Source organism: Streptomyces sp. CBMA156, assembly GCF_014596515.1.
Classification (GTDB): Bacteria; Actinomycetota; Actinomycetes; order Streptomycetales; family Streptomycetaceae; genus Kitasatospora.
Genome location: NZ_MSJQ01000025.1, coordinates 1 through 13,080 on the forward strand (window position 1 = coordinate 1; position 13,080 = coordinate 13,080).

Annotated in this window: 12 protein-coding genes and 1 pseudogene; 6 read left to right on the top strand and 7 right to left on the bottom strand. The window is 74.5% G+C overall.

The window, feature by feature from the left end; genetic code table 11:
- Nucleotides 1-287 (top strand): hypothetical protein (locus BU198_RS01630; RefSeq protein ID WP_188294999.1); only part of this gene is annotated, 287 nt, incomplete at its 5' end.
- 107 nt (nt 288-394) lie between these two features.
- Here the strand turns inward: BU198_RS01630 and BU198_RS01635 are convergent.
- On the bottom strand, nt 395-1,906 hold the full coding sequence (locus tag BU198_RS01635) for a S8 family peptidase (protein ID WP_188295000.1): 1,512 nt from the start codon (nt 1,904-1,906) through the stop codon (nt 395-397).
- A gap of 411 nt (nt 1,907-2,317) precedes the next feature.
- Here BU198_RS01635 and BU198_RS01640 point away from each other — a divergent pair, with 411 nt between their 5' ends.
- Nucleotides 2,318-3,784 (top strand): alpha/beta hydrolase, encoded by a 1,467-nt coding sequence (locus BU198_RS01640; protein ID WP_188295001.1) that lies wholly within the window; start codon nt 2,318-2,320, stop codon nt 3,782-3,784.
- Between the two features lie 139 nt (nt 3,785-3,923).
- Entirely contained in the window at nt 3,924-4,310 is a 387-nt protein-coding gene (locus BU198_RS01645) for a hypothetical protein (protein WP_188295007.1), read from the top strand.
- Nucleotides 4,311-4,423: 113 nt separating this feature from the next.
- Here BU198_RS01645 and BU198_RS01650 read toward each other — a convergent pair whose 3' ends face one another.
- From BU198_RS01650 to BU198_RS01670, 5 genes are all read right to left on the bottom strand, one after another.
- On the bottom strand, nt 4,424-4,936 hold the full coding sequence (locus tag BU198_RS01650) for a GNAT family N-acetyltransferase (RefSeq protein WP_188295002.1): 513 nt from the start codon (nt 4,934-4,936) through the stop codon (nt 4,424-4,426).
- Nucleotides 4,937-5,063: 127 nt separating this feature from the next.
- Nucleotides 5,064-7,088 (bottom strand): tetratricopeptide repeat protein, encoded by a 2,025-nt coding sequence (locus BU198_RS01655; RefSeq protein WP_223243784.1) that lies wholly within the window; start codon nt 7,086-7,088, stop codon nt 5,064-5,066.
- Between the two features lie 752 nt (nt 7,089-7,840).
- A complete protein-coding gene (locus tag BU198_RS01660) occupies nt 7,841-8,593 on the bottom strand; it encodes an SUKH-3 domain-containing protein (RefSeq protein WP_188295003.1) in 753 nt (250 codons plus the stop codon).
- On the bottom strand, nt 8,590-9,024 hold the full coding sequence (locus BU198_RS01665; protein ID WP_188295009.1) for a YwqJ-related putative deaminase: 435 nt from the start codon (nt 9,022-9,024) through the stop codon (nt 8,590-8,592). Before BU198_RS01665 ends, BU198_RS01660 begins: the two co-directional genes overlap by 4 nt.
- A gap of 243 nt (nt 9,025-9,267) precedes the next feature.
- Entirely contained in the window at nt 9,268-10,053 is a 786-nt protein-coding gene (locus BU198_RS01670) for an NAD(P)H-dependent oxidoreductase (protein WP_188295004.1), read from the bottom strand.
- Between the two features lie 143 nt (nt 10,054-10,196).
- Here BU198_RS01670 and BU198_RS01675 point away from each other — a divergent pair, with 143 nt between their 5' ends.
- Together BU198_RS01675 and BU198_RS01680 are read left to right on the top strand one after the other, a co-directional pair.
- Nucleotides 10,197-11,042: a helix-turn-helix transcriptional regulator gene (locus tag BU198_RS01675; protein WP_188295005.1), complete on the top strand. Its 846-nt coding sequence runs from the start codon at nt 10,197-10,199 to the stop codon at nt 11,040-11,042.
- 135 nt (nt 11,043-11,177) lie between these two features.
- On the top strand, nt 11,178-11,519 hold the full coding sequence (locus BU198_RS01680) for a DUF5713 family protein (protein ID WP_188295006.1): 342 nt from the start codon (nt 11,178-11,180) through the stop codon (nt 11,517-11,519).
- 227 nt (nt 11,520-11,746) lie between these two features.
- On the opposite strand, the gene BU198_RS01685 is transcribed toward BU198_RS01680, so the two are convergent.
- Nucleotides 11,747-12,886: an erythromycin esterase family protein gene (locus tag BU198_RS01685; protein ID WP_188295010.1), complete on the bottom strand. Its 1,140-nt coding sequence runs from the start codon at nt 12,884-12,886 to the stop codon at nt 11,747-11,749.
- Between the two features lie 96 nt (nt 12,887-12,982).
- Between BU198_RS01685 and BU198_RS41730 the strand changes: the two are divergent.
- Nucleotides 12,983-13,080: pseudogene (locus BU198_RS41730) on the top strand (LysR substrate-binding domain-containing protein); the annotation flags it as partial.

Sequence of the window (13,080 nt, forward strand, 5' to 3'; positions counted from 1 at the left end):
ACCGGGGCCGGCCGGCCGCGGCCGGGCTCACCGCGGTGGCACTGCTGCGGGAGCACGCCTCGGGTCCGCTGCCGCCGCCCGGGACACTCGACGCGCTGACCCGGGCCTCCCGCCGGGACGGCGACACCGGCCCGGCCGCCGGACTGTTCGCGACGGCGCTGACGGAGGCGTTCGGGGACCGCCTCGGCTGGCCCCGGGAGTGGCGGGCCCTGCTGCGCGAACTGCGCACCCACCCCTCGGCGGACGTCCGCGAGCGAGCCCTCGCGGCCGTCACCCACCGGGAATGACGAAGAACGCGGGTGCCCCCGGCCGGGTGGCCGGGGGCACCCGCGTTCAGGAGCGGAGCAGGAGCGGAACAGCGGGGTGCACGGCAGCGGGACCCGTGCGGCGTCGACTACCTGACCGCGCGCAGGGCGTTGACGATGCCGAAGCCGTAGAAGCCGTTGACGCGCTTGCCGCCCGCACAGACGGCGTCCCCGCTGCCGTCCGGGCCGGCCGGGCACCCCGGGTTGTCCGCCTGGGCCTTGAGCAGTGCCAGCAACTGGGCCGGGGTCGCGTGCGGGTGGGCGGACTTCAGCAGCGCGGCCACACCGGCGACGTGGGGCGTGGCCATGGACGTGCCCTGCTCGTAGCCGTACTGGTTGTTCGGCAGCGTGGACAGGACGCCGCCCGACCCGGACGGCGTGTCCGAGGCCTGGTACTGGTCACCGCCCGGCGCCGCGACGTCGATCACGCCCAGGCCGTAGTTGGAGTAGTACGCCCGGGTGTTCCTGGCGCTGGTCGCGCTGACCGTGACGACGCCCGGCAGTTGTGCGGGCAGCTGCCAGCACCTGTGCGGGTCGACCGTCCGGTCCACCCGGGTGGAGTCGTTGGGGCTGGAAGCGTCGGTGAAGCCCCCGGAGGCCAGGTCGTGGTTGGCGTTGCCGGCCCCGGCGACGTTGAGGGTGCCCTTGCGCTGGGCGTAGAGCTGGGCGCGGTCGACCGCGTCGACGATGGCCTTCTGGTCGGGGTCGTCCAGGCAGTTGTACTGCCACGGGTCCACGTAGTAGCTGTTGTTGGTGATCTGCACACCGTGGTCGGCGGCGAACACGAAGGCGCAGACGACGCTCTCGGCGTAGATCAGCTGGCGCGGGGTGGGCTGGGAGACCGTGATGCCGGAGACCCTCACCCCGGGTGCCACGCCCGCGATGCCGATGCCGTTGCGGGCCGCGGCTATCGTGCCCGCCACGTGGGTGCCGTGGAAGTAGTCCGGATCCACCGGCCGCCAGGAGCCGTACGTGGTGTCGGCCTTGCCGCTGGCGCAGCTCGCGGACTGCGAGGGGGAGAAGTTCGCGGCGAGGTCCGGGTGGGTGTCGTCGACGCCGGTGTCGATCACGGCGACCGTGACGTCCCTGCTGCCGGGGTTGATCCTCGCGGCCTCGTCCGCGCCGATCGCCCGCAGGTCCCACTGCTCGGCTTCGAGGGGTTCGGTGCCGTCGCCGGACGCCTTCCCGATGCCCGCGGCCCCGGCCGCGGAGAGGTGCCGCACCGGGCCCTGGTCGGTCGTCCCCGCCGCGCTCAGCGGCGCGGTCCTGGTGGCGCCCGCCGACTGCACTCCGCGCACCGCGCGCAGCCGCCTGCCGAAGTCGGGGGCCGCCGAGTGGGCGACGATGACGCCGATGTCGTCGTAGCTGACGACGACGGTGCCGCCGGCCGCGGTGATGGCCCGCTGGACCTCCGCGATCGTGTGACGATCCGTCCTGGTGTTGACGACGTACGACAGGGAGTGCGCGTCCTCGGCCTGCGCGGCGGACTGGGCCCGGGGCGCTGCCGAGGCCGAGGCGGGGAGGAATCCGAGCGAGGCGGTCAGTGACAGCACGACCGGTACGGCCAGGCCGAGCCGGAGTACGGAACGTCGTCGAGCCATGTGGTCTCCACATCATCCGGGTGCGGGACCCGCCCGGAGCCGGAGCGCCGGCTGTGCGCCGACCCGCCCGACCCCACGCGACCCCCTGGGAACGATCCTCAGCCTTGCCCGCCGACGACCGCCGCGACTATCCGGAAAGTGACCCGCACCGGCGCACCGAAACGGCTTGCCGTCCGGCAGTCCGCCGTCCTCACTCCGCCGGGCGACCGCACCCGTACAACGGAAGGAGGCCCGCCGCCCGTTCACCCGAACCGGCGGTCGACGGGAAATGGGACCGCGGCAGGACGTCAGCGCGTCGCCGTACGCCGCACGTCGGATCTTGAGCCCATCCCCGCGCCGTACGGGACGCGGGTGCGGCGGAACGGAGACTGGAGGCAATCCGAGGCGCTGATTCCGTACAGGGGTACTGACATGGTGGGACGAGACGGGCGAACGATCTCCGTGCTGACGGTCGGGGCGGTGACGGCCGCGCTGGCGGCGCTCACCCCCGCGACGGCGTTCGCGGCGGGCGATCCGCTCCAGCGGTACGCGCAGCAGGAACTCCGGTGGGAGCGCTGCGACGCGGGCCGCCCGGAGGCCTTCGAGTGCGCGAAGGTCACGGTGCCGCTGGACTACCGCGACCCCGCGGGCCGGACGATCGACATCGCGGTATCGCGGGTCAAGGCGGGCAGCGCGAAGCAGCGGCACGGCGTGCTGCTGATCAACCCCGGGGGCCCGGGCGGCCCGGGGCTGACCATGCCCGTGGAGATGGAGCCGCTGCTGCCGGCCGAGGTGCGCGAGCGCTTCGACCTGATCGGGTTCGACCCGCGCGGCGTCGGGCAGAGCTCGCCGATCGGCTGCGACCTGACGGACGACGAGCGGAGCTTCCAACACCCTTACTCGGCAGGGACGTTCGCCCAGGACGTGAACCGGGCCCGGACGGTGGCCGACAAGTGCTGGGCCAAGGCGGGCGACGTGCTGCCGCACATCACCACCCGCAACACGGCGCGCGACATGGACGTCGTCCGGGCGGCGCTGGGCGAGCGGCGGATCTCCTACTTCGGGCACTCGTACGGCACCTACCTCGGGGCCGTCTACACCCAGATGTTCCCCCAGCGCTCGGACCGGTTCGTGCTGGACAGCGCGGTCGATCCCGCGCTCGTGTGGCGGGGGATGCTCCGGGAAGGGGCGGCGGGGGCCGAACCCGCCTTCGCCCGGTGGACCGAGTGGGCCGCCGCGCGCCACGCCACGTACGGGCTGGGCGCCACCGCGGCGGAGGTCCGGACGACGTACTGGGACCTGGTCGCCCACGCCGACCGCACGCCCGTGCCGACCGAGGCCGGCACGCTCGACGGCGACGCCATCCGCTCCGGGTACGCCGCGTTCGTCCACGTCGAGGCCGTCACCCCCTGGATCGTCGCGCTGAAGACCGCGGCCGCGGGCGGCCCGGCCGCGCCCGCCGTACCGGAGGTCGTGCCGACGGACAACACGGTGTCCGCCGTGTGGGCCGTCTGGTGCGGCGACACCCGCAACTGGCCGCGCGACCCCGAGCAGTACCGCCGGGACGCGATCCGCGACCGGGCCAGGTACCCGCTGGCCGGCGACCTGGGGGCCGGCATCCTGCCGTGCGCCTTCTGGAAGTCGGCGCCCACCGAGCCGGCCACCGTGGTGAACAACGACGTCAACGCGCTGATCGTGCAGAACCAGTGGGACCCGCAGACGACGCTCGCCATGGGCCAGGGCATGCGGCGGGCACTGCACGGCGCCCGGATGGTCACGGTGGCCGGCGGCGAGGGCCACGGCGTGGTGGTGGCCGGCCCGTCCTGCGCGGACGGCAGCGTCACGCGCTACCTGACCACGGGCCGGCTGCCCGCGAAGGACCTGACCTGCGGCGGCTGACGCGCCCGGCTCGTCCGGCTCGCCTCGATGCCCGTATCGACCACCGCGGACGGCGGGTGTGGGGGATGATGGGCGGGGGCCTGGTGCGCGGGGGTGTGCTGGGGCGTGGGGTGCGGGCAGGGGGCGTTGCGTGGAGATCATGGCCGGTACGGGGCTTGCGGGTGGGGCGTGGCCGGAGTTGATGCCGGGCCGGTGCCCGGTGCTGGTGGTGCCCGCCGCGGCGGGACGCCCGGTGGTGCCGGGGGAGGGGTGGGCCCGTGACGCGGGCGTCCTGGAGGAGGAACCGGCGCCGGGATGGTCGGTCGTCGCGGCCCGGCCGGGCCTGACGGTGTGCCGGCCGGACGGCGGGGTCTGGTTCGACGGGGAGGTCGGGGCCGGGCGCGAGTGGTGGCGGGCGGTGCGCGCGTACGGGGTGCTGCTGGTGGTGACGGGCCCGTTCACCGGTGTCTTCGACTTCCGGTCCGTGGCCGCGGCCGGGCAGCTGGCGCTGCTGGCGGTCCGTGCCCGCTCCACCGCGGGCGACTGACCGCCTGGGCCCTTGCCCGCCTCCGCCCCTGACCGCCTCCGCCCCTGACCGCGCCGGGTGCCGAGCCCGAGGCCCGGCCTCCTTGCGGCGGAACCCGGTGAACCCGCCCCGTCCTACGGGTACTTGACCAGTCGCGCCTCGGTGATCATCGTCCCGTCCTCCTCCTCGTCGAGCCGGGTGGTGCCGTCCGGTACGAACCCGGCCCGCTCGTAGAAGCGGATGGCGGAGGTGTTGGGCGCGTAGGCGTACACGCACAGCGGCCGGCGGGCCCGCGCCTCCAGGTCGGCCACGGCATGGCCGAACAGGCGTGCGCCCAGACCCGTGCCGACGAGGCCCGGCTCGATGTACAGGCCGTAGACCTCCGCCGCGTCGACGCCGAGGTCCGGGTCCCCGTCGGCGGGCCCGGTACGGCAGAAGCCGGCCACGGCACCGTCCGCTTCCGCGACCCACAGCCGGTGCCGGTCCGGGAGGTCGGCCAGGTACTCGGCCCAGTCCGCGGACTCCTCGACCGGGTCCAGCCCGTCGAGGTACGCGGCGCCCAGGAATCCCGCGTACGCCGCCCGCCACGACCTGACCTTCAGATCGCCGAGCGCCGACGCGTCCTCCACCACTGCGGAACGGATCATGCCGGGAGTGTAGGAGCGGATTCGTCCGTTGTCGCACCGTTTTCCGCCGAGCCCCGGCCCGGCCCGGCTCCCGTCTCCGAGGGCCGCTCGGAAGCGGTGCGGCCCCGCCATGACGGAGGCCCGGGCGCTACCTCGACGCCACCGGTGGGGGCGGGGCGCAGGAGGCCCGTTCCCGGAGCAGTTCGGCGCGCAGTTCGGGGTCGGGGCCCGGGTCGGCGGCGAGGGCGCGGGTGAAGTCCTCCACGGCGGCGGCCCGGTCGCCCAGCCGGCGATGGGCGAGCCCCCGGTTGAAGAGGGCGACGGGATCCGGGTCCAGGGCGATGGCACGGTCCAGGTCGGCGACGGCGCCAGGGACGTCGTCGCGTTCGAAGCGGACCGCCGCGCGGTTGGCCCAGGCGGTCGGCAGGTCGGGGGCGCCCTCGACGGCCCGGGTGAGGAGGGCCTCGGCCTCGGGGAGCCGGCCGCGTTCGGACTCGACCAGACCGAGCACGCAGAGCAGGTGGGGCTGGCCGGGGGACAGGACCAGGCCCGCGTGCGCGTCGCGTTCGGCGAGGTCGGGCTCACCCTCCTCCAGGTACAGGCCGGCCCGGTTGACCAGCGCGTCGAGGTGGTCGGGGGCGATCAGCAGGGCCCGGTCGAGGTCGGCCAGCGCCGCCTGCGGCCGGCCCAGGTCGGTGTGGGTCTCGGCGCGGTTGTAGTACGCCTCGGGCAGGTGCGGGCCGAGGCGGATCGCGGTGCCGTAGTCGGCGATCGCGGCGTCCGGCCGTCCGGTGGCCCGGTGGAGGGCGGCCCGGTCGACGTAGTACTCCGCGTTCTGCGGGTCCTGCGCGATCACCGTGTCGAGGTCGGCGAGCGCACGGTCCGGATCGCCCAGCGCGAGGTGCAGCTGCGCCCGGTTGTGCAGCAGCCGGGCGCGGTCCTGGGGGCGTTCGCCGGGTGCCAGGGTCTCGGTGAGCGTCGCGATGCCGTCCTCGACCGTCCGCAGCGCCGTCGTGTGGTCGCCGGCACGGCTGTCCAGCAGGGCCAGGCCCTGGCGGTGGAAGACGGTGGTGACGGTGCGCTCGCGCGGGTCGTCGAGCTGTCCGGCGAGTGCGAGGGCGCGCTCCAGCCAGGTGCGGGCGGCGGCGAGGTCCCGGGCGGGCTCCGGCAGGTGGCGGGCGTGGAGCATCGCGGTGGAGTACGCCGCGGACAGCCGGATCCGCGGTTCGTCGGTGACCTGCCGGGCGTGGTCGTAGAGCGCGAGCGCCTCGGCCGGGCGGTCCAGGGCGGTCAGCGCGGTGGCCAGCATGGTGGTGAAGGCCCACCAGTTCCGGGTGTCCCCCGCCGGGTCGACCAGCGGCAGGCCGCGCCCGGCGAGCCGGACGGCGTGCTCGTAGAAGCCGCTGTGCAGGGCCAGGCCGAGCGCGGTGCGCAGCGCGTCGACGCCGTCGGTGGCCGGGCGGGTGCCGCGTTCGCGGTGGTAGGGGATCGCGCCCAGCTGCCAGGACCACTCGCCGGTCGCGGCCAGTTCGTCGGCGCGCTCGTCGTGCCAGGCGGGGTCGTGGACGGCGGTGGCGTCCCCGGCGCTCTCGGTGGCCTCCCCGGTGGCCTTGTCGGCGGCCGGCCGGGGCGGGGCGGCGGCGAGGGGGTGGGCGTACTCGGCGACGGTCGCCGCGAGCCCGGCGGGCAGCGAGGCACCGCCGACGTACAGCCTCAGCCGGGACGGGTCGAGGCGTCGCAGCAGGACGTCGACGAGTTCGACGGTGGTGGCGTCCGCCTCGTCCACCCGGTCGAACACGACGGCGGCCGGCGCCCGTCGCTCCGCCGCCCAGGCAGCGACGAACTCGCCTATCCCGTAGGCGAGATGGCGGGTGCGCCGGGCCGGGTGGAACCTGATCACGACGTCCGCGGCATCCAGGGCCGCGACGGCCTCGGCGGCCCACGGCATCGCTGGCCCCAAGTCCCTCACCGCGCAGAGGAGTTCGACCTGGTGCCGGGCCACCAGCGGGGAGTGCCCCTGGTCGAGGACGAGGCCGCGGACGAACTCGCCGACCCCGCCGTACGGTCCGCGCTGCCAGACCCGGCAGTCGAAGGAGCCCAGGAGCCCTTCGGCTCCGGCGGCTGCCGCGTGCCGGTCCCGGGGCAGTGGTGCCTCCAGCCAGACGTGCCGCATGCTCGACTCCTCCTCGTGTCGACGGGCCCGCCGCGGGCCGCCGTTCCGGGACTTCGGCTGCCCGGCGGCGCGCCGGGGCCCTCCGAGCCCCGGCGCGCCACCGGTGTCAGTGGTGTGCCGGGACTACCAGCACCACTCGAACCAGAGGCGGCGGGAATTGCCGGTCAGCGCGACGGTGCCGGACTTACGGGTCGTCATCTTCCGCATGTCTGTCTCCTTCGGTGTGGGGGGCGGTCGCCGGTGATCGTGGCGACCACCGCAATGGTGGGGATAATTCGTATGAACTGTCAAGGAATTGGTGGCTCCGCTAACCGGAGAGTGCCGGATGCCGAGGCGCGCTCGCGACGGCCGCCGCCGTCGAGGCGCAGGCCGCCGTGGCTGAGGTTGAGGACTGCGCCGCAGGTGAGGAGGCCGACGGTGTGGGGTGAGGCCTGGGACGCGGGTGGTGCGGCCGGTGCGAGGGATGGCAGGACCCGCCGGGGCGTCAGGCCCACCTGCGCCTGCCGCGCACCCAGGCGCACCTGTGGGCGGGACTGGGGCCTGCCGTACGACGCCGCCTACGGCCTGATGGGTGCGCAGGTGGTGCTCATCGTGGCCGCCTGGGTCCTGCCGCCCCGAACGCGCTGGGCTCCATGGCGTTTCGTCGCCTCCGCCGGGAGCGTGATGTGTGGTCTGGCTAGCAGTGTGGTGATCCAGAACTTCGGCTGAGGCCGGGTGGCCGGCCCCGCGGGCCCGGGCCGCCCGGGCCCGCCTCAGCGGGCCGGGTACCGGGCGCGGTACAGGTCCAGGACGGTCTCCGGGGACAGCGGCGGCATCATCGTGACGAGGCCGTTGCGGCGGTCGACGATCAGGTAGGCCGCCCCGACGTTCGCGAGTGGAGCCTGGTCCGCGAAGAGCTGGGAAACGAGCCAGCCCAGCTCGAACTCCTGGAGCACGACGTCGATCGCGGCACCGGGGGTGCCGGTGACCGCGTGCCGGCGGGCCAGCCGGCGGGCCCTCGCCTCGTCCGCCGGTTCGCCGGGCGGGAGGGGCGCCGGCGGGGCCGGAGGAGCCGGGTCGAGGCGGGTCGGCCGGCGGCCCTCGATCAGGGCGATCAGGGCGCCGTCGAAGGAGTCGGCCACCTTCCACAGGTCGCCCCAGAACAGGTACACGGCGCCTTCCGGGTCCATCGCGAGCCGCCCGCGCCCCAGGTCGTACTCGCCGACCGGCAGCAGCGTCGGCCCGAACCTCGCCTGGTAGGCATCCAGGCTCCGGCCCGCGTAGCGCCCCGCTCCGGGGTCGATCCGGAACGGCATCCGGGACATGTCCACACCCGGCCCGTACTGGTGGACGACCATGCCGCCGAACTCGCGCAGCGCCTCGGCCGCCGGCAGCGGGACGTTCCCGCCCGGGCCGGTCCATCCGTTCAGCCAGTCCCGGACCTCGCGCTCGGGCACCCGGACGCCCTCGTACCAGCCGGCCGCGGCCAGGACCTCCGCCACCGGGACGGGGAAGCGGGGCGTCACGGCTCGATCCCGTCGATCCCCTCGGCCACCCGCACGCCGAGCGCTTCGAGCACCGGCGCGCACGAGGAGCACGGCGGGATCGGGCGTCCGTGTGCCGGATCGCCCCACTCACGGACCAGCGTTGCCGCGATCACCGCCCCGGACAGCAGGGTGGCCGTCCGGTCGAGGACCCGGGCGTTCGCGGGGTGGTCGACACCCTCCGCGACGAGCGCGGCCCGGGCCTCGGCCGCGACCTGCGACAGCAGCACGGCGTCCGGGCAGCGTCCGTGGAACAGCGAGCGCATCGCGGGCCCGACCCGGTCCAACAGGCTCTGTACGGCCGGGTCCACGACCGTCGACCCGGCGTGGGTGCTCGTCGCCGTCGTCCGCGCGGCCCCGGGTCGGACCAGCGTGGCCGCGACACCGGGCTGTATGTCCTCGTCTGTCCTGATGGTGCGTCAACTCCTCTTGTCCGTCGACGGGGAGCCGGCACCGGTGGACTCCCGCCGGGCCGCGCGCAAAGCCCGGTGGCCCCGCTGCCGCCATTATGGCCGAGCCCTCCGACACCCCTGCCGACCGTGCGGGCCGAGCGCCACCGCCCGGCCCGCGAACGGTCCGCGAACGCCCGCGCGGGGCACGTGAAGTGGCCCGCCGCCCGCCACCGGGCCGGCCGAGAGCCTCACCGGCCGACAGTCTCACCGGCCGCCGCGTACGTGCAGCCCGAACCCCGTGCGGCCCGCGGGCTCCAGGCCCTCCCTGAGGTGCAGCGAGGGGATCTCGTAGTCCCCGAAGTTCTGCCGCCGGAACGCGATCGGCTCGGTCGTCTCCAGGGTGAGCAGGCGCTGCTCCCAGGCCCTGGCCACGTCCGGGTAGTCCTCGGCGGTCATCCGGTCGGCGCCGTACAGCACGAACGGCGGGAGCACCTCAAGGCCCGGGTAGTAGAGGATGCCGTGCTGGAACGGGAACAGCAGGTCCTCGATGGGGCCGTTGATCCCGCGAGCGCCGTAGTGCGACTCCGGGCCGCCGGCGGTCACCGACAGCAGCGCCCTGCGGCCCGCGAGGGTGCCCTCGCCGAAGCGCTCGCCGTACTTGGTGTCACTGTGCTCGCCGACGCCGTACGCGAAGCGGTAGGTGAACACCCGGTCCACCCAGCCCTTGAGGATCGCGGGCATCGTGTACCACCACAGCGGGAACTGGAAGACGACCGTGTCGGCCCACAACAGCTTCTCCTGCTCGGCGAGGACGTCCGGGGAGAGCGTCCCGGCCTCGAAGGCCCGGCCCGAGTCCCGCCCGACCCTCAGCGGACTCGAAGCCTCGGGGCCGTAGTCCGCGGCGTCCACGACCGCCTTCCAGTTCATCGCGTACAGATCGCTCACCCGTACCTCGTGCCCGGCGTTCTCCAGGGTGGACACCGCGAGGTCCTTCAGCGAGCTGTTGAGCGACTTCGGTTCCGGGTGGGCGTGGACGATCAGCGTCTTCACGGGAACTCCTTCGGATCGATCGGATGCCTCGATCCTGGACGCCCGGGCGTCCGGCGTTCAGGGGCGCCGCTTCCGTCGGACGGGACTTCCTGGTACCGGCAGGGCCACCCTCACGGGCACCGCCGCAGCCCATACTGGTGGGCATGGACGATCTCGCGGGCTTCCTGCGGACCCGGCGTTCCCGGGTCGATCCGGCCGCCGTCGGCATCCCCACCGACAGCCGCCGCCGGGTCGCGGGGCTGCGGCGCGAAGAGGTCGCGCACCTGTCCGGGGTCAGCGTCGACTACTACGTGCGCCTGGAGCAGGGCCGCGCGACCCAGCCCTCCGAGCAGGTCCTCGACGCGCTCGCCCGCGTCCTCGACCTCGACGCGACCGAACGCGAGCACCTCCACCGCCTCGCCCGGCAGCGGCGCCGCACGAAGACGCCGGGCGGCCGGGTCCGGCCGGAACTGCTGCGCGTCCTCGACCTGGTCGCCGACGCACCCGCGCTGATCATGAACCACCGCCTGGACGTCCTCGCCGGGAACCGCCTCGCCGGGCTCCTCCTCGGCCGCCCGATGCCGGGCCCGAACATCGCCCGGCACCTCTTCCTGGAGGAGGCCGAGCGCGGCCTGTACGCGGACTGGGACAACTGCACCCTGGACGTGGTCGGGCACCTGCGCCTGGCCGCGGGCAAGTTCCCCGACGACCCCCATCTGGCCTCGCTCATCGGCGAGTTGGCGATGGGCAGCGAACGCTTCCGGCGCCTCTGGGCCCGCGCGGACGTGCGCGCCCGCACCCACGGGCGCAAGGTGTACCGGCACCCCCTGATCGGACTGCTGGAACTGCACCAGGAGAACTTCTCGCTGCCGGACGAGTCGGGCATCGAGCTGCTGGTGCTGTCCGCGCCCCCCGGCAGCCCCGCCGAGGACGGACTGCGCCTGCTCGCGGGCCTGGGCGCGGACACCGGCGACGCCCGCCCCCCGGTGGTCGCCCGCACCCGCGAGTAGCCCGGCGACGCCCCTCCGCCGGCCGTTGCGGCCCCGGTCGTCCGCACGAGGTGCCGGGTGCCGGGTGCCGCCGATGTCGGTGCCGTCGTTCATGATCGGCGCATCGGTTCTTCCACGGACACGGAGACGGGCACCATGACGATCACGAACCAGCGGGTGGCGGAGCAGGCGTTCCTGAAGGGGATGTACAGGGACCCGTACTTCCCCGACCACGTCGTCGACAAGGGCAAGGCGGTCCTGCTGCGGCTGTGCGAGCGGATCGAGGCCGAACGGCCGGCGGACCTGGCGGCCCTGTACGTGCTCTCCCACGCCGCGACGGAGGAGTTCAACCTCCTGGAGGCGGAGTTCGAGGCGGCCGGCAGCGAGATCGAGACGACGGCGCGCGAGGAGATCGCCGAGGCCTTCTGGCTCGTCGCGACGGCCTACGGGTTCACGGACGCGGATGTGGAGGCGCTGATCCAGCCCCGGGAGTGGTGACCGGCGGACGGGCCGGCGGGCGTCGGGCCGGGAACGGGCCGGGCACCGCCGCCCGGCCCCCCACCGTTGCGCCCCGTCCGCCGGGGGAGGAGAGTCCCACGTGCCATGGAGGTCCTCGACACGCACCGGCCCCTGCGGACAACTGGCCGACGGACTGGCCGGTTACCGCTGAGACACCGCCCGTCCCCGGAGCGGGCGAAGCCGAGCCCTCCGGCGGGCGCCCGCGGTCAGAACTTGCGCGCCTGGGTGACCTGGTTCAGGTGGACGAGGACGTCGTAGGCCCGGCCGACCGCCAGCTGCGGCATCGGGTCGTCCGTGTAGACCGACCCCGCGTCGTAGGTGGGGCGGGAGACGTCCAGCCAGTCGCGCGCCGCCCGGGGGGCGGTGCGCAGGTCGACGTAGTAGTCCCGGTGGCGGACCTGGTCGAGGGTGTACTCGTTCATGTCCGGCGTGGCCGCCGGAACGGTGACGGTCTTCCAACCGTCCGTCAGGACCGCGTCGTTGGTGAGGAAGGAGCCGCGTTCGAAGGTGAAACCGACGGCCACGTAGCCGCCACCGTAGGCGTCGCGCAGCTGGGCGCCCTGCGGCCTGGGGTACAGGAAGGTGTCCGTGGCCAGGTAGCCGACGTGCCCGTTGTGCGCCGACAGCAGCACCTTGCCGCCGGTACGGCGCTGCCACCACGCGGTGTTGTCCGCCATCGCCCGGTCGCGCAGCTGCTCAGCGGCGGACACGGAGGCCGGGTCGGCGAGGTCCAGGGCGGCGAAGGCGAAGGTCTGGGCGATGTTCCGGGCGTGCTGCACCGCCCACGCGTGGGCCTCCTCGCCGCCGGCGCCCGCACCGCTCGCGGCGACCAGGTCCAGCGCCTGCTGCGCCTTGGCGGCGTCGTCCCGGCGCTCGGCGAGCGGCTTCTTCAGGTACGCGAAGGCGTCGTCGAGCGGCCGCAGACCCGCGTAGAGCCCTTCGAGCTGCGGGAGGACGTCGGGACTGGCCCCGCGCACGTAGGAGGTGACCTGCTCGAAGATCCGGTCGCCGAGCCTCGGCAGGCCGAGGTCGTCGCCCAGGAAGTGGACCGGCTTCCGCGGGTGGCTCCCGTTGTAGGAGCGCATCCAGGCGATCAGGTCGGCGAACTCCTCACGGTCCCACGGGCTGCCGCCCAGGGCGTCCTTGACGACCTGCCGCGCGTCGCCCGGGCCGCCCTGGACGTACTCGTCGATCCGCAGACCGCTGGTCCAGCTCGTCTCCAGGGCGAAGGTGGTGAAGCCCTTCTCCTCGACGAGGTAGCGGAACACCCGCTGCTTCATCGCGAAGAACTCGTGCGAGCCGTGGGTGGCCTCGCCCAGGCCGACCACCTCGGCGTCGCCGACCATCCGGCCCAGGGCGCGCAGGTCGGCGGTGCCGCCGCCGGGTTCCGTCGTCCGCAGCGGCTGGGCGACGCTCTCCAGCGCGCGCACCACGGCGGAACGCTGCGCCGCCGCCGGGTCCGGCTCGGGGCGCCGCCGAGCCTGTGCACCAGCCTGGTGCCGGACGTGCTGCGGGTGTTCAGGGACCGCTACCCGGGGGT

What these genes read in the sequence shown, in the direction of transcription:
- BU198_RS01640 (WP_188295001.1), top strand. Translation starts at nt 2,318, where the DNA reads ATGGTGGGACGAGACGGGCGAACGATCTCCGTGCTGACGGTCGGGGCG.
- BU198_RS01650 (WP_188295002.1), bottom strand. Translation starts at nt 4,936, where the DNA reads ATGATCCGTTCCGCAGTGGTGGAGGACGCGTCGGCGCTCGGCGATCTG.
- BU198_RS01680 (WP_188295006.1), top strand. Translation starts at nt 11,178, where the DNA reads ATGACGATCACGAACCAGCGGGTGGCGGAGCAGGCGTTCCTGAAGGGG.
- BU198_RS01635 (WP_188295000.1), bottom strand. Translation starts at nt 1,906, where the DNA reads ATGGCTCGACGACGTTCCGTACTCCGGCTCGGCCTGGCCGTACCGGTC.
- BU198_RS01655 (WP_223243784.1), bottom strand. Translation starts at nt 7,088, where the DNA reads ATGCGGCACGTCTGGCTGGAGGCACCACTGCCCCGGGACCGGCACGCG.
- BU198_RS01645 (WP_188295007.1), top strand. Translation starts at nt 3,924, where the DNA reads ATGGCCGGTACGGGGCTTGCGGGTGGGGCGTGGCCGGAGTTGATGCCG.
- BU198_RS01685 (WP_188295010.1), bottom strand. Translation starts at nt 12,886, where the DNA reads ATGGTCGGCGACGCCGAGGTGGTCGGCCTGGGCGAGGCCACCCACGGC.
- BU198_RS01675 (WP_188295005.1), top strand. Translation starts at nt 10,197, where the DNA reads ATGGACGATCTCGCGGGCTTCCTGCGGACCCGGCGTTCCCGGGTCGAT.